This is a genomic window from Pseudomonas sp. S3_B11 (assembly GCF_054667715.1).
Map to the genome: position 1 here is coordinate 1,825,273 of NZ_CP162749.1, position 23,717 is coordinate 1,848,989.

A 23,717-nucleotide genomic window follows, 5' to 3' on the forward strand; every position below is an offset into this window, starting at 1 on the left:
TTGTGGTGAAGCGGATGGCGTCATCGCGAGCAAGCTCGCTCCCACATTGGATTTGTGGTGAACATAAATTTTGTGTTCACAACCGGTCCCCTGTGGGAGCGAGCTTGCTCGCGATGGCGCCAGTCCAGGCACCCTAACCCTCAGACAGTGACATGATAGGGATTACGCGGATCATGGTTCCAATCCAGGAACGGCTTGCCGGTGTCTACCGTCACCATCTCGATGCAGTCCTGCACCGGGCAGGTGATCTGGCACAGGTTGCAGCCCACGCACTCTTCATCGATCACTTCATATTTATGCGTGCCGTCAGCCTGCTTGAGGCTGGCGATGGCCTGGTGTGAGGTGTCCTCGCAGGCGATGTGGCAGCGCCCGCATCCGATGCAGGCCTGCTGATCGATCTTGGCGATGACCTGATAGTTGATGTCCAGGTACTTCCAGTCGGTGGTGTTGCCCACCGCGCGACCGGAGAACGCTTGCAGGTTGGCGTGGCCCTGACTGTCCATCCAGCGCGACAGGCCGTCCTTCATCTCTTCGACGATGCGGAAACCATGCAGCATCGCCGCCGTGCAGACCTGCACCGCACCGCTGCCCAGGGCGATGAATTCGGCGGCGTCGCGCCAACTGCCGATGCCACCGATGCCGCAGATCGGCAGGCCTTGAGTCTGCGGGTCACGGGCGATTTCGGCGACCATGTTCAGCGCGATCGGCTTGACCGCCGAGCCGCAATAACCGCCATGGGTGCTCTGGCTGCCGACGCTGGGCAGGGCGACCATGCGGTCCAGATCGACGCTGGTGATGGAGTTGATGGTGTTGATCAACGACACCGCATCCGCCCCACCGCGATGGGCTGCCCGGGCGGCTACGCGGATGTCGGTGATGTTCGGCGTGAGCTTGACGATCACTGGCAGCGAACAATAAGTCTTGCACCAGCGGGTCACCTGCTCGACGTACTCCGGCACCTGGCCGACCGCCGCGCCCATGCCGCGTTCCGGCATGCCGTGGGGGCAGCCGAAGTTCAGCTCGATGCCGTCGGCGCCGGTGGCCTCCACCAAGGGCAGGATGCGTTTCCAGGATTCTTCGACGCAGGGCACCATCAGCGACACGATCAACGCCCGGTCCGGCCAGTCCTTTTTCACCTGGGTGATTTCCCGCAGGTTGATCTCCAGCGAACGGTCGGTGATCAGCTCGATGTTATTGATGCCCAGCACTTCGCGATTGGCACCGTAGTGGGCCGAGTAACGCGAGGACACGTTCACCGCCGCCGGATCCTCTCCGAGGGTTTTCCAGACCACGCCACCCCAGCCGGCCTCGAAGGCACGGACCACGTTGTAGGCCTTGTCGGTGGGCGGCGCGGAGGCCAGCCAGAACGGGTTGGGCGCTTTGATGCCGGCGAAGACAATCGACAGATCGGCCATTTACGCAGCCTCCACATTGAGCATCAGTTGAGCGTTGATCGCCTCGGCGGCGAGCTTGCCGTGCTGCACGGCCTGCACAGTGAGGTCCTGGTCCAGGCTGGTGCAGTCGCCGCCGGCGTAGACGCCGGGAATGCTGGTGCGCAGGTTTTCGTCCACCAGAATCCGCCCGTCCTGGCGCTTGAGTTCCCGGGCCAGCGGATCCACCAGCGCGTTGTCGTCGAAGGCTTGGCCTATGGCTTTGAAAATGGCGTCGGCGGGCAGGTCGAAGGTGTCGGTGCCGATGACCAGCCGACCGTTCTCCAGATGCGTGCGAGAGAAGCGCATGCCGCACACATGCCCGGCGGCATCGAGCAACACCTGTTGCGGTTGGGCCCAGGTCAGCAGGCGCACCTGATTGGCCTTGGCGATGTCCTGCTCGTGCAAGGTGGCCCCCATGTCTTCAAGGCTGCGACGGTAGACCAGGTTGACGTCCCGGGCGCCGAGGCGAGCCATTTGCACGGCCATGTCGATGGCGGTGTTGCCGGCGCCGAGGACGATGCAACGGTCGGCCAGGGGCAACTGGCTGAGGTCGTCGGCCTGGCGCAGTTCGCGGATGTACTCGGTGGCGGCCAGCAGCCCCGGAGCCTGTTCGTCACTCAGGCCCAGTTGTTTACTGGCGGCCAGACCGAGGCCGAGGAACACTGCGTCGAACTGCTGGTGCAAGTCGCTCAGGCTCAGGTTCTCGCCGAGTTTCTGGCCGTGGCGGATTTCGATGCCGCCGATCTCCAACAGGAAGTCCAGTTCACGTTGGGCGTAATCGTCCACCAGTTTGTACTTGGCGATCCCGTATTCGTTGAGGCCGCCGGCTTTCTCCCGGGCTTCGAACATCACCACCTCATGGCCGTGCATTGCGCTGCGATGCGCACACGACAACCCCGCCGGCCCGGCCCCGACCACGGCGATGCGCTTGCCGGTGGCGGCGGCCCGCTGGAAGGGGTGTTCGCTGAAGTGGGCGTTGTCCACGGCATAGCGCTGCAACGAGCCGATCAGCACGGGTGCGCATTCCTGGGCGTTGTTGCGCACGCAGGCTTGCTGGCAAAGGACCTCGGTGGGACAGACCCGAGCGCAACTGCCGCCGAGGATGTTGGCCGAAAGAATCTTCTGCGCCGCGCCTTGGACGTTGTCCTGGTGGATGTTGCGAATGAACGAAGGAATGTCGATTTCGCTTGGGCAAGCATTCACACACGGCGCGTCGTAGCAGTACAGGCACCGGGAGGCTTCCAGGTGGGCCTGGCGCGCGTTGAGTGGCGGTGCCAGGTCGCTGAAGCGAGCGGCGAGGGTGGCCGGGTCTTCCTGGGAATGGGGGAGGTGGCTCAAGGGCTGGATCATGGAGTGGGCCTCACGGTGTTTGAGGTGCTGCCTCTGGTGGGCAGTGGTTTTTCGGGTGCCTCGATCGTTCCCACGCTCCGCGTGGGAATGCAGCCCGGGACGCTCAGCGTCCCAAAGCGGAACGCGGAGCGTCCCCAGAGGCGTTCCCACGCAGAGCATGGGAACGATCCTGGGGTCAGCGTTTCACGGCAGTGGGTTTATTCAGCTCAGCCCGCTTGCTCAGCAAATCGAACACCGCCGGATACGCCGGCCGTTCGATGTAGCGCCCGGCGCCGCGCTCGGCTCGCAAGTCGCCGTCTGCCCAGACCAGCCGACCCTGGCTGATGGTGTGGCTGGGCACGCCGCGCACGGTCTTGCCTTCGAAGATGTTGAAGTCCACTTGCTGGTGGTGGGTCTTGGCGGAAATCGTGCGACTGCCTTGTGGGTCCCAGAGCACCAGGTCGGCATCGGCGCCGACGCGGATCGCCCCCTTGCGTGGGTAGAGGTTGAAGATCTTCGCGGTGTTGGTGGAGGTGAGGGCGACGAAGTCCTGCATCGACAATTTGCCGCTGTTGACCCCTTCGTCCCAGAGCACCGCCATGCGGTCTTCGATACCGGCGGTGCCGTTGGGGATCTTGCTGAAGTCGTCACGCCCGGCGGCTTTCTGTTCGGCGCAGAAACAGCAGTGGTCGGTGGCGGTGGTGTGCAGGTTGCCGGACTGCAAGCCGTGCCAGAGCGCCTCCTGGTGCCCGCGCGGGCGGAAGGGCGGGCTCATCACGTAGCCGGCTGCGGTCTGCCAGTCCGGGTCGCGATAGACGCTGTCGTCCAGCAACAGATGCCCGGCGAGTACTTCACCGTAGACCGGTTGGCCCTTGCTGCGGGCGTAGGTGATTTCATCCAGTGCTTCCTTGGTGGACACGTGTACCAGGTAAAGCGGCGTGCCCAGGGTTTCGGCGATGCGGATGGCGCGGCTCGCGGCTTCGCCTTCCACTTGCGAAGGGCGCGACAACGGATGGGCTTCGGGCCCGGTGATGCCCTGGGCCAGCAACTTGCGTTGCAGGTGATAGACCAGCTCGCCGTTCTCCGCGTGCACGGTGGGCACCGCGCCCAGTTCCAGGCAGCGCTCGAAGCTCGCCACCAAAGTGTCGTCGGCGGCCATGATTGCGTTCTTGTAGGCCATGAAGTGCTTGAAGCTGTTCACGCCGTGATGATTGACCAGCTCGGCCATTTCTTCGCGGACCTGCTCGCTCCACCAAGTGATGGCCACGTGAAAACCGTAGTCGCTGGCGCTTTTCTCGGCCCAGCCACGCCATTGATGAAAGGCTTCCATCAGCGATTGCTGGGGGTTGGGAATCACGAAATCGATGATCGATGTAGTGCCCCCGGCCAAGCCCGCCGCCGTGCCGCTGAAGAAGTCTTCACTGGCGACTGTGCCCATGAACGGCAACTGCATGTGCGTATGGGGGTCGATGCCGCCGGGCATCAGGTATTGGCCGCTGCCATCGAGCACTTCGACGCCGGCCGGAACATCCAGGTTTTCACCAATGGCCTTGATCACGCCGTCGGCACACAACACATCGGCGCGGTAACTTTCATCATGGGTAATAACGGTGGCACCACGGATCAACAGAGACATTCCGAGTTCCTCGCAGGCATGACCGACTGTTGCCGGTTCTTTATGTTTTATCGATCACGGTTATTAAGTGACGACGTCGTGCAGATTTGTATTCTTGTCACGAATGTCAGGATTAGACGCTAGCTGGAGTTATTGAAATGATCAAGATTATTTTTTATAAGCTTGTTAGGTTGTTAAGTAATTGAAATTAAAGAATTAAATTTTAAGATCACCAAAATGGTGAGCCTGCTCACCATTTTGACGCACTTGACAGGATCGTTATTTGAGCGAGATTTGTCATGGTAAATCAGCGGCTTGAAAGCGCTTGAAGTGCGGCCCAGACACCTCGCCTTGATTCGGGGTGCACCACTTTGAGTCTCGAACTCGACAGGACGTACAGGTCATCTAGCCTCAAGTCGATGAGCACAAAGTGAAGCAGGGCGGTTAAATGGCTTTAAATCTTTAGATATCAAATGCTTGAGAAGGTTATATCGATCGTCCAGTCAGCTCGGCGCGTTATTCGGCACGGTTATTGAGTGCTGTCGTGGTCTGGCGGGGTGGTCGGTAGCACGCGTGCAAGTACTCCGGCCATCGCCAGTCGATGAGCAAAAATAATGAAAACAGTGGAGCGGACATGACCAGATCAACAGTGACTGAGCGCGACGGGTTGTTCGAGCTTGAAGCCGGCAGCGACGTCCTCGACAGCCCCCGTTATAACCACGACATCGCGCCGACCAAGGTGCACGAGAGAACCTGGAACAAATGGCACATCACCGCATTGTGGGTGGGCATGGCGATCTGCGTGCCGACCTACACCCTCGGCGGCGTGCTCACCGCCTATTTCGGCTTGACGGTGGGCGAGGCGCTGCTGGCGATTCTGTTTGCCAACATCATCGTGCTGATCCCCCTGACCCTGAATGCCTTTGCCGGAACCAAGTACGGCATTCCGTTTCCAGTGCTGTTGCGCTCGTCCTTCGGTGTAATCGGCTCGAACGTGCCGTGCCTGATTCGCGCCCTGGTGGCCTGTGGCTGGTTCGGCATCCAGACCATGTTCGGCGGGTTGGCGATCCACCTGTTTCTTGGTTCGGTGTTCGAAGGCTGGAAGAGTCTGGGTGGCACCGGCGAAGTGATCGGTTTCATGGTGTTCTGGGTCATCAACCTGTGGGTGGTGCTGCGCGGTGCCGAGTCGATCAAGTGGCTGGAAACCTTGTCTGCGCCACTGCTGGTGCTGGTGGGGGCGGGGCTGTTGGTGTGGGCGTTGCCCAATGTCTCGTTGACTGAGCTGATGGCGGTCCCGGCCAAACGCCCGGAAGGCGCCGGCGTGACCAGCTATTTCCTGGCCGGGCTGACGGCCATGGTCGGTTTCTGGGCCACGCTGTCGTTGAACATTCCGGACTTCAGCCGTTACGCCAAGAGCCAGAAAGACCAGATCGTGGGGCAGATCATCGGCCTGCCGTTGACCATGTTCCTGTTCGCTTCCCTCGGCGTGGTCATGACCGCGGCCTCGGAAAAACTGGTGGGGGTGACCGTCTCCGACCCGGTGACCTTGATCGGGCACATCCAGAGCCCGGTGTGGGTGGCCCTGGCCATGGTGCTGATCATCGTCGCCACGCTCTCGACCAACACCGCCGCCAATATTGTCTCGCCCACCAACGACTTCCAGAACCTGGCGCCGAAACTGATCGGCCGCACCAAGGCGGTGATGCTCACCGGGTTGGTGGGGCTGGCGCTGATGGCCCACGAGCTGCTGAAGAAACTTGGCCTGATCGTGTCCGAGGTCAGCCTCGAGTCGGTCTATTCCAACTGGCTGCTGGGTTATTCGAGCCTGCTGGGGCCGATTGCCGGGATCATGGTGGTGGATTATTTCCTGATCAAGAAACAGCAGCTGGACCTGGCCGGGCTGTACCGCGACGACGTTTACCCGGCGTGGAACTGGAACGGCTTCATCGCCTTTGGCGTGCCGGTGGTGCTGACGCTGCTGTCCCTGGGCAGCGATGCGTTCAGCTGGTTCTACAGCTACGGCTGGTTCACCGGCTCGGCGCTGGGCGGGGTGATTTATTACGGGTTGTGCAGTATGCGAGCAAGCCCGTCCGTTGCCAAAACAGCGGTGTGAAGGAGGGCCTCATCGCGAGCAAGCTCGCTCCCACACTGGATTTGGGTGGATGCAGATCCCCTGTGGGAGCGAGCTTGCTCGCGATGGCGGCCTCAAGTACACCAAAAACATGCCTGGAAAAATGGAGATCCCCATGAACGCAGCCATCGACGTTCTGCAATCCACCCATCAGCACATCAACCGCGATCGCCTGTGGCAATCGCTCATGGACCTGGCCCAGCTCGGTGCCACGGTCAAGGGCGGGGTGTGCCGATTGGCCCTGACCGACCTCGACCGCCAGGCCCGCGACCTGTTCGTGCAATGGACCCAGGCGGCGGGCTGTACCGTCAGCATCGATGCGGTGGGCAATATTTTCGCCCGTCGCCCGGGGCGCAATCCGAACCTGCCGCCGGTAATGACCGGTAGCCACATCGATACCCAGCCCACCGGTGGCAAGTTCGACGGCTGCTTTGGCGTGCTCTCCGGGCTGGAGGTGCTGCGCACCCTCAATGACCTGAACATCGAAACCGAAGCACCGCTGGAAGTGGTGGTGTGGACCAACGAAGAGGGCTCGCGTTTCGCCCCGTGCATGATGGGCTCCGGTGTGTTCGCGGAAAAATTCACCCTCGAAGAAACCCTCGCCAAGGTCGACGCCGAAGGCATCACCGTTGGCCAGGCGCTCAATGCCATCGGCTATGCCGGTTCGCGCCCGGTCAGTGGGCATCCGGTGGGGGCGTATTTCGAGGCGCACATCGAGCAGGGGCCGATCCTCGAAGACGAAGGCAAGACCATCGGCGTGGTAATGGGCGCGCTGGGGCAGAAGTGGTTCGACCTGACGTTGCGCGGCGTCGAAGCCCACGCCGGCCCGACCCCGATGCACCTGCGCAAGGACGCCCTGGTGGGCGCCTCGATCATCGTCGGCGCCGTCAACCGCGCCGCCTTGGGTCATCAACCCCATGCCTGCGGCACGGTCGGTTGCCTGCAAGCCTATCCGGGATCGCGCAATGTCATCCCCGGCGAAGTGCGCATGACCCTGGACTTTCGTCACCTGGAACCGGCTCGGCTGGATTCGATGATCGCCGAGGTCAAGCAGGTGATCGAAGACACCTGCCAGCAACACGGCCTGACCTTCGATTTGAAACCCACGGCCGACTTCCCGCCGCTGTATTTCGACAAGGGCTGCGTCGACGCCGTACGCGGCGCTGCCCAAGGACTGGGCCTGTCCCACCTGGACATCGTCAGCGGCGCTGGCCATGACGCGATCTTCCTCGCCGAACTGGGCCCGGCCGGGATGATCTTCGTGCCCTGCGAAGGTGGCATCAGCCACAACGAAATCGAAAACGCCGCCCCCGACGACCTCGCCGCCGGTTGCGCGGTGCTGCTGCGAGCGATGCTGGCCGCCTCACAAGCGATTGCCGAGGGGCGCATGGCGGCTTGAAGGGCCGATGCACTATTGCAAACCCATGTGGTCGTAACCTTCAACGCATCCATGCTTGAAACCTACTGACCACATGGAGACCCAATGAATCAGCAAGTCCCGACCACCGATACCAACCGTCGTCAATTGCTGCAGATCATTGCCGGATTGTCCGACGGGGTGATGTTGATCGAGGTCGACCAGACCATTGCCTGGGCCAACGCGGCGGCCTTGGCGATGCACGGGGTCAAGGACCTTAGTGAACTGGGCACCACGGCCAGGCAATATGCCCGGCGTTTCAATTTGCGTTATCGCAACAACCACCCGCTGAGCGACGACAACTACCCCATCGCCCGGGTTGCCCGTGGCGATGAGTTCAGCGATGTGCTGGTGGAAGTCACGCCCCAGGCCGACCCGGATCGCACCTGGGTGCATCGGATCCGCAGCATGGTGCTGGCCGACCGCAACGGCGAACCGGAGCTTCTCGTGCTGATCCTCAGCGATGCCACCGAATGGGCCAGCGCCGAGCAGCGCTTCGAGAAAACCTTCGGGGCCAACCCGGCACCGGCGGTGATCTGTCGCCTCAGTGACCTGCGTTATATCAAGGTCAATCCGGGGTTCCTGGAGATGACCGGCTACAGCCGCGAGCAGGTGATCGGGCGTTCGGTGTATGAGCTTGATGTGCTTGAAGCCGCCGAAAGACGCGACCTGGCCATCGAGCGCCTGGGGCAGGGCGCGACCATTCCGCAAATGCAGGCCGAGTTGAAATTGCCCGACGGCACCACCAAGCAGGTGATCGTCGCCGGCCAGCCGCTGGACCTGCACGACGAAGACTGCATGCTGTTTTCCTTCATGGACATGGAGCCGCGACGCAAGGCAGAAACCGCGCTGCGCCAGAGCGAGGAGCGCTTTGCCAAGTCGTTCCGCCTGTCGCCCGTACCCACCCTGGTGTGCAGCGCCGAGCAACAGTTGTTGGAAATCAACGAGGCGTTTCTCCAGACCACCGGTTACGCCAGCGAAGAACTGTTGGGCAAAACCGTGGAGGAAATCGGCTTTCTCGACAAGGACGCCAGCGTCGCGCTGTTTGCGCGGCTGGAAAAGGCTGCCGCTGTTTCAAGTATCGACGTCAAGGTGCACAAGAAGGGCGGCGAACTCATCGACTGTGAGGTCGCCGCCGATACGGTGCTCATCCAGGACAAGCCTTGCTATCTGCTGGTGCTGATGAACATCACCGAGCGCAAACGCTCGGAGCTGGAGCTGGTGGCGGCAATCGAAGAGGTGATGAAAGACGCTTCCTGGTTCAGTCGGACCCTGATTGAAAAATTGGCTAACGTGAAGAGCATCAACGCCCAAGTGCCCAGTGTGTCATTCACCGAGCTGACGGCCCGGGAGCGCGACGTGCTGGGGCTGATTTGCGAAGGCCTGGCGGACAAGGAAATCGCCGCGCGCCTGAAGCTGGCGCCCAATACCGTGCGCAATCACGTCGCTACGCTGTATTCGAAACTGGATGTCCATAGCCGCAGCGAGGCGATTGTCTGGGCACGGGAGCGGGGTTTGTTCGCTAACGAATGGCGAATGAAGGCACCATGATAGCCAGTGCAAATGCACCGGGCATGCTGGTGCAAATTCGGGTTTTGCATGGGGATACGGTTCCTTAGGCTGTCAGTGTGCGACATCGTCCCTGATGTCGCGTCCCCCACGAAACAGTCAAGGAATACGCCACAATGTGCAGCGAACCAACCCAGTATGAGCGCGACAGGATGCCTATGCGGACCAGGAGGTCGGCGCTGTCCACCGTTCATTTGCGCCCCCGGGGCTGAGGTGCATCGCATGACCCATCTGGCCCCTTTGCGTGCCCGCCTCGAAGAAAGCTTTACGCCGCTGGCCTGCGAATGCAGCCTCAATGGCGACGGCACCCTCACCGTGCGTTTGTATCACCGTGAAAGCGGTGAGGTGGACCTGGTGGTGAGTGGCATGAGTGTCGACAGCGTCCGCTCGGAAGAGAGCATCGCCAAGTTGATCGACGAGCTGCGCTATGAGCTTGAGAACATCCCGTTGCATCGCAGTGATCCCTGATAGACCAGATGCGCGGAATCCATTGTGGCGAGGGGATTTATTCCCGTTGGGCTGAAGCAGCCCCAAATTTTGTACAGCGCTCGCGATGGCGAGCGCTTCGCACTCGAACGGGGCGGTGCGACGTTTCGCTAAATCCCCTCGCCACAAGTATGTGTTTGCACTTCATTCCCTTCAGTATTTACAACAACGTCCCCCGGCAATCGAGCACCAAGCGCGCGCCGCCGTGTTCGCAGCTGCCCACCTCCAGCGTGAACCCATGCAGATTGACGATCGCCGCGACGATCGACAGGCCCAGGCCGAATCCGCCGTGCTGGCTGCTGCCCTCTGCACGGTAGAAGCGGCGAAACACGGCCTTGCGCTCCGCCTCGGGAATGCCCGGGCCCGAATCGAGCACTTCGATGCGGGTGCTGTCGCCCTGATCGACCCCACGCAGGATCACCGTGCCTCCCGGTGGGGTGAACTTGATGGAGTTGCTCAGCAGGTTCGACACGGCCTCGAACAACAATGCCCGGTCGCCGTTGAGCAGGGGCAGCGCATCAGGCACCTCGAGGATGAAGGACAGTTCGCCTTCCTCGGCCAGCGGCAGGTAAAAGTCATGCAGCTCCTGCAATAACTGCAACGGGTCGAGGCGCACGAAGCCCGAGCGCCGCTGCTGATCTTCCAGCTCGGAAATCCGCAACAACCCCCGAAACCGTGCCATCAGGGTGTCGGTCTCGGCAATCACCTGGTCCATTTGCAAGGCCTCGGGCGAGCCGTCCGGCGCTTGCTGCTGGATGCGATAAAGTTGGGCACGCAGACGCGTCAATGGGGTGCGCAGGTCATGGGCGATGTTATCGCACACGCCCTTGACCTCATTCATCAAGCGTTCGATGCGGTCGAGCATGGCATTGACGATCGCCGCCAGCATGTCCAGTTCGTCGCGCCGGCTCGACAGCGGCAGGCGATGGGTCAGGTCGCCGGCAACGATGGCTTCGGCACTGGCCTGCAGTTTGCGAATCCGCTGCAACGGTCGGCGACGCAGCAGATGCCAGCCGGCGATACCCGGCAGGACCGTCAGCGATACACCCCAGAACAGCGCGTGCAAGATGATGCGGGTCACGGCGAACAGCGAGCCATTGTCCCGCGCCAGCACCAGCCAGCGGCCGTCCTGGGTCCGGCTCGCCACCGCGTCACAACTGTCGGAGGGCACGCTCGGGTCGTCGGAATCGACGCAACCGCCGAGCATGTGGATCTTGCCGTCCAACGGCAGGTCCGACGGGATCCGCATGATCGGTCCGCTCAAGTGGCGAAGTTGCGGATCGAACAGCCCGTAGGCGTCGACGCCGCGCTCGTCCAGCGTCAGGCTGGCCATGAGCGCATCTTCCAGTTGATCGCCATGGATCCGGGCAAACAGGTGCTGGCGCTGCATCAGGGAGTGCTTGGCCAGGCTATCGAGGTAGCCAAACACTTCGTAATACATCACCCCCATCAGGATCGCGCTCCAGATCACGAACAGCGAACTGTACAGCGCCAGCAGGCGGCTGCTGGAGGAGCGCCAGCCTTTAGCAGGGTTCAGCAATGACATAGCCGGAACCCCGTACCGTGCGAATCAGCGGTTCCAGGCCCGGCGGGTCGATTTTCTTGCGCAGGCGGCCGATGTGGACATCGATCAGGTTGGTGCCGGGGTCGAAGTGATAGCCCCAGACTTCCTCGAAAATCATCATGCGCGAGAGGATCTGCCCACTGTTGCGCATTAGGAATTCGAGCAGCTTGTATTCGGTGGGCAGCAGGCTGAGCAGTTGCCCGTTGCGGCTGGCTTCGCGGCTGATCAGGTTCAGCTCCAGGTCGGCTACCCGCAGCACGGTTTCCGGCTCGCGGGCGCCATTGTTGCGCCGCAGCAGCACTTCGACCCGGGCGGCCATTTCGTCGGTGGCGAACGGCTTGGTCAGGTAATCATCGCCGCCGGCCCGCAGGCCACGGACCCGCTCGTCCACGTCGGAGAGGGCGCTGATCATCAGGATCGGCGTGGCCACGCCCATGGTGCGCAGCGTGGTGACGATCACCAGGCCGTCGAGCTCGGGCAGCATGCGGTCGAGGGTAATCAGGTCGTAGTCGCCGCTCACCGCCCGTTCCAGGCCTTCGCGGCCGTTGTCGACCCAATCGACGTCCAGGCCGTTGCGGGTCAGCTCGGCGACGATTTCACGGGCGGTCACGGCGTCGTCTTCGATGGTCAGGATGCGGTTCATGGGCGGTACCGTGTGGGGAAGTTGGTGCTATTGCGCAGCATTCTGCCAAAGAATACCTGTCGGCTTTCTGAAAAAAGTTCATGAGCCGGCGAGCGGTTTCGCTGGCCTGGATCAACACTTGGTCACAAATAATCCCTAACATAAATTTCGTGCGCACTATCATGTGGCGTCCGTTGCCCTGTTTTGGCGCGCTTCCGCTGCAGGGTACTGATGCGAACCGGTGATGGTGCGCCGCAAGGAGCCGAGCCCCCCACAGAATCTTCAAGGAAGAGCCGTATGATGCAACCTTCAGACCTTCTACGCCGAAAATTCGATATCCAGCCGCTGGCACAGGCCGACATGACGGTGCGCCTGGACGGGCAGGCTGTCAGCGCTGCCCACGGTGAAACAGTCCTCACCGTCATCCAGGCCCTGGGTCAACGCCAGGTGGCCCGCAACGATCACGACCAGATCAGCGGCGCATACTGCGGCATGGGCGTGTGCCAATGCTGCCTGGTCAGGATCGACGGTCGCCACAAGCGCCGCGCCTGCCAGACCCTGGTACGCCCTGGCATGCAGATCGAAACCCGGGTCAACCGCATCACCGAAACGGAGGCGCCATGAGCCTCGATCCGGTGATTGTCGGCGGTGGGCCGGCGGGCATGGCCGCGGCCATTGAACTGGCCTCCCACGGCGTGCGCTGCACCTTGTTAGAAGAGGCGCCGCGCCTGGGTGGCGTGGTGTATCGCGGGCCGTTGCGCGATGGCGTGCGCCTGGATTACCTGGGCCCGCGCTACAGCGAAGCCCTGGAGAAACTCCACGGTGAATTCCAGCAACACGCCGGCCTGATCGACGTGCGATTGAGCAGCCGTGTCATCGGTGCCGAAGGCTTCCGGGCGCTGATGCTGCTGGACGCCGACGAGCGCCTGGGCGAGGTCGCCTATTCCCATCTGGTCCTGGCGGCCGGTTGTCACGAGCGCAGCGTGCCGTTTCCTGGCTGGACCCTGCCGGGCGTGATGATGCTTGGCGGCCTGCAATTGCAGATCAAGAGCGGTGTGGTCAAGCCGCCGAGCCCGGTGGTGATCGCTGGCACCGGTCCGTTGTTGCCGCTGGTGGCTTGCCAACTGCACGCATCGGGCGTGGCGGTGGCGGGTGTGTATGAGGCCTGTGCGTTCGGCCGGATCGCCAAGGAAAGCCTGGCGTTGCTGAACAAGCCGCAACTGTTCCTCGACGGCCTGAGCATGCTGGCCTACCTCAAGCTCAATCGCATTCCCGTGCGCTATGGCTGGGGCGTGGTGCAGGCTGACGGCGAGGGTGAGTTGAGCGTCGTTACCGTCGCGCCTTATTCCACGAGCTGGGAACCCGACCTCAAGCGCGCGGAACAGGTACCGGCGCAGACGCTGGCGGTTGGCTACGGGTTTATCCCGCGGACTCAATTGAGCCAGCAAATGGGCCTGGAGCACGGTTTCAGCGACGACGGCTATTTGCGGGCCGTGTCCGATGCCTGGCAACAAAGCAGCGAAGCGCACATTCACCTGGCCGGCGACATGGGCGGGATTCGCGGCGGTGAAGCGGCCATGCTGAGTGGACGCATCGCGGCGCTGTCGATCCTGATGCAACGCAACGTGCTGGATCCGTCCACGGTCCTGGCGCACCGCGAACGCTACCAGGCGCAACTGGAGCGGATCATTCGCTTTCGCGCCGCCGTGGATCGCTACACCCAGCGTGGCGCCGGGCAAACCGCATTGCCGGCCGCCGATACGGTGATCTGCCGCTGCGAGCACGCCACCCGCGCCGACATCGACCGGGCGTTGGAGCAAGGCGTGCAGGACATGGCCAGCCTGAAGATGCGCACCCGCGTGAGCATGGGCGATTGCCAGGGGCGGATGTGCGTCGGCTACTGCAGCGACCGCTTGCGCGAGGCCACCGGGCGTGCCGACGTGGGCTGGCTGCGGCCGCGTTTCCCCATCGATCCGATTCCCTTTTCAGCGTTCCAGAACGTCGGCATGGAGGCCGTTTCCCATGATTAAGGATTATGACGTGGTCATCGCCGGTGGCGGTGTGATCGGGGCCTCCTGTGCCTATCAACTGTCCAAGCGCAAGCACCTGAAAGTCGCCCTGATCGACGCCAAGCGCCCCGGCAACGCGACCCGTGCGTCGGCCGGTGGCCTGTGGGCCATTGGCGAGTCGGTGGGCCTGGGTTGCGGGGTGATCTTCTTTCGCATGATGTCGGCCAACCGCAAGCGCCAGACCCAGGGCGCCGCAGTGGCGGTGGACGCCAGCACGCCGCACATCCTGCCCCAGTCGTTCTTTGATTTCGCCTTGCAGTCCAACGCAATGTATCCGCAGTTGCACCGCGAGCTGATCGACAACCACGGCATGGATTTCAAGTTCGAGGAGACCGGGCTAAAGTTCGTGATCTACGACGATGAAGACCGTTTGTACGCCGAGCACATCGTCGCCTGCATTCCCCACCTGGCAGACCAGGTGCGCTGGCTGGACCAGGCTGCCCTGCGTGAGGCGGAACCGAATGTCAGCCATGAAGCCCTGGGGGCGCTGGAGTTTCTCTGCGATCATCAGGTCAGTCCGTTCCGTCTGGCCGACGCCTACACCGAAGGCGCCCGGCAGAACGGTGTCGACCTGTTCTTCAACACCAGCGTGACCGAGGTACTGCGCAGCGGCACGCGGGTGACAGGCGTGAAAACCGCCGAGGCGGGGACGTTCAACTGCCGGACCCTGATCAACGCGGCCGGTGCCTGGGCGGCGGACCTGAGTGAGCAGGCCACTGGCGTGCGGATTCCGGTCAAGCCGGTCAAGGGGCAGATCCTGTTGACCGAGCGCATGCCGAAGATCCTCAATGGCTGCCTGACCACCAGCGACTGCTATGTGGCGCAGAAAGACAACGGTGAAATCCTTATTGGCAGCACCACTGAAGACAAAGGCTTCGACGTGACCACGACCTATCCGGAGATCGAAGGGTTGGTGCAAGGCGCGGTGCGCTGTATCCCGCAGTTGGTCGACATCAACCTGAAGCGAACCTGGGCCGGCCTGCGCCCGGGGTCTCCTGATGAATTGCCGATCCTGGGGCCGATGCGCGGAGTGGAGGGTTATCTCAATGCCTGCGGGCATTTCCGCACCGGCATCCTGACCTCGGCCATCACCGGGGTACTGCTGGATAAACTGGTGAACAACGAACCGTTGCCGCTGGACATCACCCCGTTCCTGGAAGATCGCTTCGAGGTGGTGCCGACAGTAAAGCCCCAGGAAATGGAACTGGCTTGAAGAAACTCTGTGGGGGGCTCACAGACTCTGCACCCACCACAAATCCCTGTGGGAGCGAGCTTGCTCGCGAAAGCGTCAGGTCAGCCAGCAGCGATGTTGACTGGTACACCGCTATCGCGAGCAAGCTCGCTCCCACAGGTCAGCCATAGCCAGTTATTCCATCGGCGTACTGACAAACGCCTCCAACCCTTCGGCATAGGCGGTAAACGCGCTGATCAATGGGAAAGCCTTGCCCTGTACCTGGTCCGGCACCACCAGGTTGGTGAAGCTCCAGGCCACTGCCACGGTGATACCGGCCTGATCAAGGTTGCCATCAGTGCCCAGCGGCTGCTTCTCCAGTTCCTGCTCCAGCATTCCATAGGCCGCAGCCAGTTGGCCTTCCACGCGTTCAACCCAAGGCGCGTGCTGGATCTCCGTCGGCCGCAGGTTGCGTTCGTAGTAGATCTGCACCGACTTCTCACAGGCCGCCAAGGCCAATCCAATCAGGCGCAGTGAGCGCACCCGTTGTCCAAGGTCGGCCGGCATCAAGCTTTTCCCCGGCGCGGCCAAGGCCTCCAGGTAATCGATGATCAATGTGGAGTCCATCAGCACGTTGCCATCGTCCAGCAACAGGGTCGGGGCCTTGACCACCGGGTTGATGTGCTGGAACTGTTCGAAATGCCTGAACACCGAAACGGACTCGTGCTCCAGGGGAACCCCCAGGCATTTGGCGGAAATGGCGACGCGTCGCACGTAGGGCGAGTCCAGCATGCCGATCAATCTCATGGCTTCTCCTTCAGCGTTTTATCGGCGGGCGCGGCGTTAATCCTCGAACCCGACCTGTTCATGGATTTCATCGACCTTGAGTTCCAGTCGGTAAGCCACGGCGATGAACAACGCCTGGCACAGGCACAACGTGGCACTCAACGAACGGAAGGCGAACGAACTGCCTTCGTTGACCAGCAGCACCGCGTTGGCCCGTTTGGCCAGGGGCGACAGGTTGCTGTCGGTGATGATCAGGGTCTTGGCCTGGTGATGCTGGGCAATGCGCAGGCAGTGCTGGGTTTCCTTGCCATAGGGCGTGAAGCTGATGGCGATGACCAGGTCGTTGGCGCGCACGCTGCGCATCTGCTCACGGTAACTGCCGCCCAGGCCGGACACCAGGTGAATGCGCTTATTGGTGTGTTGCAGGTTGTAGACCAGGTAATCGGCCACCGCGAACGAACGGCGCACGCCCACCACATAGATGTTGTCGGCGTTGACCACCAGGTCCACGGCCTTTTCGAACGCCTGGTCGTCCAGCTCCAACCCCAGGCGCTCGATGCCCGAGAGGGTCGCGTTGACGCATTCGCGGGCCAGGTCGCCGCCGCTGGCCTTCTGCGACTTGTTGGCGATCATGCTGCGGATGCGCTGCTGGTAGTTCTGTACCGGGGTGGTCTTGTGGGTGTAGGCCTCGCGGAACAACGCCTGCATTTCGCTGAACCCGCTGAAGCCGAAACGCTGGGAAAACCTGACGATGGCCGAGGGGTGCACTTCGCATTCCCGGGCGATGTCGCTGATGCGGTCGACCATGATCCGGTCGCTCTGCTGGCTCATGTAGCTGGCGATGCGTTTGAGCTGGCGCGGCAGGCTTTCGTATTCATCGGTGATCAGTTGCAGCAGGCGCTCGGCATTGATCGGTGGGCTCGGGAGGGCGGGTTCGGACGCGCTCTCGGACGGCGCCGGCAGATCATCGGGGCGGGTCATAGAAAATCCTTCTGGCTTGTTCTTATAGGGCGGCCCGAAAAAAAGGCCGGCCCTCGACAATAGGTTGGCTGGTCGCAGTCTACAGCGTAGGCGCAGGGAAAATCATGGGCTGACAAATGTTGCAGCATCTGCTGAAACGATGCACTGCGCCTGGCTCGCTTTGGTCATAGCGTATTGGAAAAAATATTCCACGTAAAAAATTTATAGAATAATTATTGATTATTGCGCGCCGCTCGTTTTAGTCTGCATTCACCAACAGCGCTGGCGTCGGTTTTGGCGACAAGCGCAGGCTGATAAAAATAACAGGAGCCAGCATGGGCCAGACTCGTTTTGCCAGTGGGCGTCAATTGGATGTGATCTGCCTGGGACGCCTGGGCGTCGACCTTTACGCGCAGCAAGTCGGCGCGCGCCTGGAAGATGTCGCAAGCTTCGCCAAGTACCTGGGCGGTTCGTCGGCCAACATCGCTTTCGGCACGGCACGCCTGGGGCTCCGGTCGGCGATGCTGAGCCGGGTAGGGGACGACCACATGGGCCGCTTCCTGGTGGAGTCCCTGGCACGTGAAGGCTGCGATGTCAGTGGCATCAAGGTCGATCCCGAACGCCTGACGGCCATGGTCCTGCTGGGTATCAAGGACCGGGAAACCTTTCCCCTGGTGTTCTACCGGGAAAATTGTGCCGACATGGCGTTGCGCGCCGAAGACATCGACGAAGCCTTCATTGCCTCCAGCAAGGCGCTGCTGATCACCGGCACGCATTTCTCTACCGATGGCGTCTACAAGGCCAGTACCCAGGCGCTGGATTACGCTGAGAAGCACAACGTCAAATGCGTATTGGACATCGATTATCGGCCGGTGCTCTGGGGCCTGGCGGGCAAGGCCGATGGGGAAACCCGTTTTGTGGCCGACCAGAAGGTCAGCCAGCATGTGCAAGGCATCCTGCCGCGTTTCGACCTCATCGTTGGCACTGAAGAAGAATTCCTGATCGCCGGCGGCAGCGAAGACCTGCTGACCGCACTGCGCACCGTGCGCTCGCTGACGGCGGCGACCCTGGTGGTCAAGCTTGGCCCACAAGGTTGCACGGTCATTCATGGCGCCATTCCGGCCCGCCTTGAAGACGGCGCCCTTTACCCTGGTGTCCGGGTCGAGGTCTTGAATGTACTGGGGGCCGGTGATGCATTCATGTCGGGGTTCCTCGCCGGTTGGCTGGAGGACGCCAGCGATGAGCGCTGCTGTCAGTTGGCCAATGCCTGCGGTGGCCTGGTGGTGTCGCGCCATGCCTGTGCCCCGGCGATGCCGACCCGGGCCGAGCTCGACTATTTATTCAAGAGCCCGGTGCCGATTACCCGCCCGGACCAGGATGCCGTGCTGCAACGACTGCATCAGGTCAGCGTGCCCCGCAAGACCTGGAGACAACTGTTCATCTTTGCGTTCGACCATCGCTGGCAACTGGTGGAGCTGGCGCAGAAGGGCGGCCGCGACCTGAGTTGCATTGGTGAGCTCAAGCAACTGTTCATCCAGGCGGTGGAGCGGGTCGAAGCCGACCTGCAACGCCAAGGCGTCGAGGCCGACGTCGGTCTGCTGGCCGACCAACGTTTCGGCCAGGACTCGCTGAACGCTGCCACCGGACGTGGCTGGTGGGTGGCGCGACCGGTGGAGGTACAGAATTCGCGACCGCTGGCGTTCGAACACGGGCGCTCCATTGGCAGCAACCTGATCGCCTGGCCCCAGGAACAGATCATCAAGTGCCTGGTGCAATTTCACCCTGATGACGAGCCACTGTTGCGCCTGGAGCAGGAAGCGCAACTGATGGGGCTGTACAAGGCTTCCCAGGTCAGCGGCCATGAATTGCTGCTGGAAGTCATTCCGCCCAAGGATCATCCATCGCCGCACCCGGACGTGCTCTATCGTGCCCTCAAGCGCCTCTACAACCTGGGTATTTTCCCGGCGTGGTGGAAGATCGAGACCCAGAGCGCGGAGGAATGGAAACAGCTCGATGAGCTGATCCAGCAACGCGACCCATATTGCCGCGGCGTGGTCCTGCTGGGCCTCAACGCCCCGGCCGCCGCCCTGGCCGAAGGCTTCCGCCAAGCCAGCCAGAGCACCACCTGCCGTGGGTTCGCCGTGGGCCGCACGATCTTCCAGGAACCGAGTCGGGCCTGGCTTGCCGGGGAAATCGATGATGAAACGCTGATCCGACAGGTGCAGGGCAGGTTTGTGGAATTGATCGAGGCGTGGCGCAGTGCCCGTGCTTGATGGGGGGGGTAATGTGGGAGCGAGCTTGCTCGCGATGGCGTCCGGTCAGCCAGCATCAATATTGACTGGTACACCGTTATCGCGAGCAAGCTCGCTCCCACAAGTGTTCAGCGTCGTTCTTACTGATTTGTGAAAAACAATAAAAGGTGCAGCCATGCCCGCTATTCGAATTGGCATCAACCCGATTTCCTGGAGCAACGACGACTTGCCATCGTTGGGCGGCGAAACGCCGTTGAGCACGGCGCTGAGTGAAGGCAAGGAAATCGGCTACGAAGGTTTTGAACTCAACGGCAAATTCCCCAAGGACGCCAAGGGTGTCGGCGATGTTCTGCGCCCTTATGACCTGGCGTTGGTCTCTGGCTGGTATTCCAGTCGCCTGGCCCGGCGTTCGGCGGCCGAGGAAATCGACGCCATTGCCAGCCACGTCGAACTGCTGGCACAGAACGGCGCGACGGTGCTGGTGTACGGGGAAGTCGCCGACTCCATCCAGGGCCAGCGGATTGCGCTGATCGAGCGGCCGCGTTTCCATACGGATGAAGCCTGGCAAGCCTACGCCGACAAACTCACGGAACTGGCGCGCTTCACCTTGTCCCGAGGCGTGCGCCTGGCCTATCACCACCACATGGGCGCCTATGTCGAGTCGCCCTCGGACATCGACAAGTTGATGGCCCTGACCGGCAGCGAAGTGGGCCTGCTGTTCGACTCGGGCCACTGCTACATGGGCGGTGGCGAACCGTTGCAGGTGCTGCGCAAACACATCGAGCGGGTCTGCCATGTGCACTTCAAGGACGTGCGCAAACCGGTGGTGCAACTGGCGCGCAATAACCTCTGGAGCTTCCCCGATTGCATCATCAACGGCACCTTCACCGTGCCGGGGGACGGTGACATCGACTTCGCCGTGTTGCTCGACGTGTTGCTGGCCGCCGATTACCAAGGCTGGCTGGTGGTGGAAGCCGAGCAGGACCCTGCCGTAGCACCGAGTTATGCCTACGCCAAGAAGGGCTACGACACGCTGCGTGCCTTGCTGCAAGAAAGGAGTCCGTCATGAGCCTGTTGATCAAGAGCCATTCCAGCGGTCGAACCATGGTCCAGTTGCCGGCGGGGGAGCTGGAATACGTCGGGTTCGCCGCCTACCGCCTGAGCCTGGGTGAAACCCTGCCGGTGGCCGCCGGCGACAAGGAATTGTGCCTGGTGCTGCTCAGCGGGCGCATCAGCCTCAAGGGCGAAGCGCCGGGGCAGGGGGCCTTCGATTGGGACAACCTCGGTGATCGCCAGTCGGTGTTCGAGGACAAGTCACCCTATGCCGCTTACCTGCCGCCTGGCAGCCAGGCCCAGGTCACCGCGTTGAGCGATGTACAGATTGCCGTGTGCGCCGCGCCGGGGGCTGCGCAGAACAGTCATGGCCCACGGTTGATCCGCCCGGACAGCATGAAGCGCAGTGTGCGCGGCAAGGGCGCCAACACCCGTTATGTCTGCGACATCCTGCCCGACAGCGAGCCGGCCCATTCGCTGTTGGTGGTGGAAGTGCGTACGCCGTCGGGGCACTCCTCGAGCTACCCGCCGCACAAGCACGACACCGACGACCTGCCGCACCAGAGCTTCCTGGAGGAAACCTATTACCACCAGGTCAACCCGTCCCAAGGCTTCGTGTTCCAGCGGGTCTACACCGACGACCGCAGCATTGACCAGGCCATGGCCGTGGAGAACAGCGACCTGGTGGTGGTGCCCAAGGGTTACCACCCGGTCAGCGTGCCCTACGGGTACGAGTCGTATTACCTGAACGTCATGGCCGGCCCGAAGCGGGTCTGGCAGTTCCATAACGATCCGCAGCACAGCTGGCTGCTGGACCTCTGATTTCCAACATTCGCACGGAGAACAAGAACAATGAGTGACGCCCCGGTAGTAGGCCATTACCTCAACGGCCACGTGCAGGACCGCGACAGCACGCGGTTCGGCAATGTCTTCAACCCGGCCACCGGCGCGGTGCAGGCCCGGGTGGCCCTGGCCGAACCGGGCACCGTCGACGCGGCGGTGGCCTCGGCGCTGGCGGCGTTCCCGGCCTGGTCCGAGCAGTCGTCATTGCGACGTTCGCGGGTGATGTTCAAGTTCAAGGAACTGCTGGACCGGCACCACGACGAGCTGGCGCAAATCGTCAGCCGTGAACACGGCAAGGTGCTGTCCGACGCCCACGGCGAAGTCACCCGCGGCATCGAGATCGTCGAGTACGCCTGCGGTGCGCCAAACCTGCTCAAGACCGATTTCAGCGACAACATCGGCGGCGGCATCGACAACTGGAACCTGCGCCAACCCCTGGGCGTTTGTGCCGGGGTCACGCCGTTCAACTTCCCGGTGATGGTGCCGTTGTGGATGATTCCGCTGGCGCTGGTCGCCGGCAACTGCTTCATCCTCAAGCCTTCGGAGCGCGACCCGTCCGCCAGTTTGCTGATGGCCCGCCTACTGACCGAAGCCGGCCTGCCGGACGGTGTGTTCAACGTGGTCCAGGGCGACAAGATGGCGGTGGATGCGCTGTTGCAGCACCCGGACATCGAAGCGATTTCCTTTGTCGGCTCCACGCCGATTGCCGAGTACATCCACCAGCAGGGTACGGCGCACGGCAAACGTGTGCAGGCCCTGGGCGGGGCCAAGAACCATATGATCGTCATGCCTGACGCCGACCTCGACCAGGCGGCGGATGCCTTGATCGGCGCCGCCTACGGCTCGGCGGGTGAGCGCTGCATGGCGATTTCCATCGCCGTGGCGGTGGGTGATGTGGGCGATGAATTGATTGCCAAGCTGTTGCCGCGCATAGACCAGCTGAAGATCGGCAACGGCCAGCAACCCGGCACCGACATGGGGCCGCTGGTCACCGCCGAGCACAAGGCAAAAGTGGAAGGTTTCATCGACGCTGGGGTGGCCGAGGGCGCTCGCTTGATCGTCGATGGCCGTGGTTTCAAGGTGCCTGGCGCCGAGCAGGGCTTCTTTGTCGGGGCGACGCTGTTCGACCAGGTCACCGCCGAGATGAGCATCTACCAGCAGGAAATCTTCGGCCCGGTGCTGGGGATCGTCCGTGTACCGGATTTCGCCACGGCGGTGGCGCTGATCAATGCCCATGAATTCGGCAACGGCGTGTCGTGCTTCACCCGTGACGGCGGCATTGCCCGGGCGTTCGCCCGCAGCATCAAGGTGGGCATGGTCGGCATCAACGTGCCGATTCCGGTGCCCATGGCCTGGCACTCCTTTGGTGGTTGGAAGCGTTCGCTGTTCGGCGATCACCATGCCTACGGTGAAGAAGGCCTGCGTTTCTACAGCCGCTACAAAAGCGTGATGCAACGCTGGCCCGACAGCATTGCCAAGGGTCCTGAGTTCAGCATGCCGACTGCTCAATAACGCTTTTTTGAATGACTGCCGGAGGGAGAACAACAATGAACAAGCCCCTGCGTTTTGCCTTGAACCGAATGGTTGCGCCACGCCTGTCACTGCCCGCTTTCATCGACTTGGCCCTGGCATTGAAAACCGATGCCATCGAGATCCGCAACGATCTGAAGGGCGTCGAGATCGAAGACGGCATGCCGCCGGCCCGGGTGCGCGAGTTGTGCGAGGAGCGTGGCATCAAGGTGCTGTCGATCAACGCCCTTTACCCCTTTGACGTGTGGAACGAAGAACGCCGCGCCCAGGCCGTGCGGCTGGCCGACTACGCCCGCGAATGCGGCGCCGAGGGGCTGGTGATGTGCCCGCTCAACGACCGCGCCGACCCGCGCAGCGAGGCCGAGCGTGCGGCGGGGCTGCGTACGGCCCTCAGTGAACTGGCGCCGATCCTGCGCGCCTTTGGCATCTACGGTTTCATCGAGCCCCTGGGTTTCGAAGAGTGCTCGCTGCGCCGCAAACGCGCGGCGGTGGAAGCGATCAAGAGCATTGGCGGGCTGGATGTGTTCCGCCTGGTGCATGACACCTTTCACCATCATTTGGCCGGTGAACAGGAGTTCTTCCCCGAGCTGACCGGGCTGGTGCACATCTCCGGCGTCGAGGATGCCCAGGCGCCGCTGGCGACGATCCGTGACGGCCACCGAGTGCTGGTGGGCGCGGCCGACATCCTCGGCAATGCCGTGCAGATCGAGGCGCTGCGGGCCGGTGGCTACGAGGGCTACCTGTCCTTCGAGCCGTTCGCCGAGAGCGTCCATGACCTGGCCGACATTCGCCAGGCGTTGGGGGCGAGCATGAACCACCTGCAAAGCTCCCAGGCCTGACCCGATTCCCTGAACGCTGGAGAACCCCCTGTGGGAGCGAGCTTGCTC

Annotated in this window: 19 protein-coding genes; 12 read left to right on the top strand and 7 right to left on the bottom strand. The window is 62.3% G+C overall.

Annotated elements, in window-relative coordinates; translation table 11 throughout:
- Positions 1-140: 140 nt before the first annotated feature.
- The 3 genes from preA to hydA all read right to left on the bottom strand — a co-directional run bounded on the left by preA (position 141) and on the right by hydA (position 4,398).
- Positions 141-1,415 carry an NAD-dependent dihydropyrimidine dehydrogenase subunit PreA gene (gene preA / locus AB4O22_RS08555; RefSeq protein ID WP_003202911.1) on the bottom strand — a complete coding sequence of 425 codons (1,275 nt, stop codon included), beginning with the start codon at positions 1,413-1,415 and terminating at the stop codon, positions 141-143.
- Complete coding sequence (locus tag AB4O22_RS08560; RefSeq protein WP_460096132.1) at positions 1,416-2,783, bottom strand: NAD(P)-dependent oxidoreductase; 1,368 nt, start codon at positions 2,781-2,783, stop codon at positions 1,416-1,418.
- Between the two features lie 175 nt (positions 2,784-2,958).
- The gene (gene hydA, locus AB4O22_RS08565) at positions 2,959-4,398 is read right to left on the bottom strand and encodes a dihydropyrimidinase (RefSeq protein WP_013693597.1); all 1,440 of its coding nucleotides are present in this window, start codon (positions 4,396-4,398) and stop codon (positions 2,959-2,961) included.
- A gap of 613 nt (positions 4,399-5,011) precedes the next feature.
- Between hydA and AB4O22_RS08570 the strand changes: the two genes are divergently transcribed.
- From AB4O22_RS08570 to AB4O22_RS08585, 4 genes are all read left to right on the top strand, one after another.
- Positions 5,012-6,490 (top strand): NCS1 family nucleobase:cation symporter-1, encoded by a 1,479-nt coding sequence (locus AB4O22_RS08570; RefSeq protein ID WP_003202908.1) that lies wholly within the window; start codon positions 5,012-5,014, stop codon positions 6,488-6,490.
- Between the two features lie 133 nt (positions 6,491-6,623).
- Positions 6,624-7,907: a Zn-dependent hydrolase gene (locus AB4O22_RS08575; RefSeq protein WP_027911827.1), complete on the top strand. Its 1,284-nt coding sequence runs from the start codon at positions 6,624-6,626 to the stop codon at positions 7,905-7,907.
- An 84-nt stretch (positions 7,908-7,991) separates the two neighbouring features.
- Entirely contained in the window at positions 7,992-9,476 is a 1,485-nt protein-coding gene (locus tag AB4O22_RS08580; protein WP_223472971.1) for a helix-turn-helix transcriptional regulator, read from the top strand.
- A 240-nt stretch (positions 9,477-9,716) separates the two neighbouring features.
- A complete protein-coding gene (locus tag AB4O22_RS08585) occupies positions 9,717-9,962 on the top strand; it encodes a DUF1652 domain-containing protein (RefSeq protein ID WP_223472970.1) in 246 nt (81 codons plus the stop codon).
- 178 nt (positions 9,963-10,140) lie between these two features.
- Here AB4O22_RS08585 and AB4O22_RS08590 read toward each other — a convergent pair whose 3' ends face one another.
- Positions 10,141-11,526, bottom strand: a complete 1,386-nt coding sequence (locus AB4O22_RS08590) for a sensor histidine kinase (RefSeq protein ID WP_223472969.1) — start codon at positions 11,524-11,526, stop codon at positions 10,141-10,143.
- On the bottom strand, positions 11,504-12,187 hold the full coding sequence (locus tag AB4O22_RS08595) for a response regulator transcription factor (RefSeq protein ID WP_003202897.1): 684 nt from the start codon (positions 12,185-12,187) through the stop codon (positions 11,504-11,506). Before AB4O22_RS08595 ends, AB4O22_RS08590 begins: the two co-directional genes overlap by 23 nt.
- Positions 12,188-12,463: 276 nt before the next feature.
- Here AB4O22_RS08595 and hcnA point away from each other — a divergent pair, with 276 nt between their 5' ends.
- From hcnA to hcnC, 3 genes are read left to right on the top strand one after another with little or no spacing between them, the layout of a single operon-like run.
- On the top strand, positions 12,464-12,790 hold the full coding sequence (gene hcnA, locus AB4O22_RS08600) for a cyanide-forming glycine dehydrogenase subunit HcnA (RefSeq protein WP_095974883.1): 327 nt from the start codon (positions 12,464-12,466) through the stop codon (positions 12,788-12,790).
- Positions 12,787-14,196, top strand: coding sequence for a cyanide-forming glycine dehydrogenase subunit HcnB (gene hcnB, locus AB4O22_RS08605; RefSeq protein ID WP_460096134.1), 1,410 nt, complete (start codon positions 12,787-12,789; stop codon positions 14,194-14,196). The genes hcnA and hcnB overlap by 4 nt, the downstream gene beginning before the upstream one ends.
- Complete coding sequence (gene hcnC / locus AB4O22_RS08610) at positions 14,189-15,448, top strand: cyanide-forming glycine dehydrogenase subunit HcnC (protein ID WP_223472967.1); 1,260 nt, start codon at positions 14,189-14,191, stop codon at positions 15,446-15,448. Before hcnB ends, hcnC begins: the two co-directional genes overlap by 8 nt.
- A 153-nt stretch (positions 15,449-15,601) precedes the next feature.
- On the opposite strand, the gene AB4O22_RS08615 is transcribed toward hcnC, so the two are convergent.
- Together AB4O22_RS08615 and AB4O22_RS08620 are read right to left on the bottom strand one after the other, a co-directional pair.
- Entirely contained in the window at positions 15,602-16,213 is a 612-nt protein-coding gene (locus AB4O22_RS08615; RefSeq protein ID WP_223472966.1) for a glutathione S-transferase, read from the bottom strand.
- A gap of 36 nt (positions 16,214-16,249) precedes the next feature.
- Positions 16,250-17,173 (bottom strand): MurR/RpiR family transcriptional regulator, encoded by a 924-nt coding sequence (locus AB4O22_RS08620; protein WP_003202885.1) that lies wholly within the window; start codon positions 17,171-17,173, stop codon positions 16,250-16,252.
- A gap of 314 nt (positions 17,174-17,487) precedes the next feature.
- Between AB4O22_RS08620 and AB4O22_RS08625 the strand changes: the two genes are divergently transcribed.
- The 5 genes from AB4O22_RS08625 to AB4O22_RS08645 all read left to right on the top strand — a co-directional run bounded on the left by AB4O22_RS08625 (position 17,488) and on the right by AB4O22_RS08645 (position 23,669).
- Positions 17,488-19,425: a bifunctional 5-dehydro-2-deoxygluconokinase/5-dehydro-2-deoxyphosphogluconate aldolase gene (locus AB4O22_RS08625; protein ID WP_223472958.1), complete on the top strand. Its 1,938-nt coding sequence runs from the start codon at positions 17,488-17,490 to the stop codon at positions 19,423-19,425.
- Between the two features lie 154 nt (positions 19,426-19,579).
- On the top strand, positions 19,580-20,473 hold the full coding sequence (iolE, locus tag AB4O22_RS08630; RefSeq protein ID WP_100264272.1) for a myo-inosose-2 dehydratase: 894 nt from the start codon (positions 19,580-19,582) through the stop codon (positions 20,471-20,473).
- Positions 20,470-21,279, top strand: a complete 810-nt coding sequence (iolB, locus tag AB4O22_RS08635; RefSeq protein WP_013693594.1) for a 5-deoxy-glucuronate isomerase — start codon at positions 20,470-20,472, stop codon at positions 21,277-21,279. Before iolE ends, iolB begins: the two co-directional genes overlap by 4 nt.
- Positions 21,280-21,309: 30 nt before the next feature.
- On the top strand, positions 21,310-22,812 hold the full coding sequence (locus tag AB4O22_RS08640; RefSeq protein WP_460096135.1) for a CoA-acylating methylmalonate-semialdehyde dehydrogenase: 1,503 nt from the start codon (positions 21,310-21,312) through the stop codon (positions 22,810-22,812).
- 35 nt (positions 22,813-22,847) lie between these two features.
- A complete protein-coding gene (locus AB4O22_RS08645; RefSeq protein ID WP_223472960.1) occupies positions 22,848-23,669 on the top strand; it encodes a TIM barrel protein in 822 nt (273 codons plus the stop codon).
- Positions 23,670-23,717: the final 48 nt, after the last annotated feature.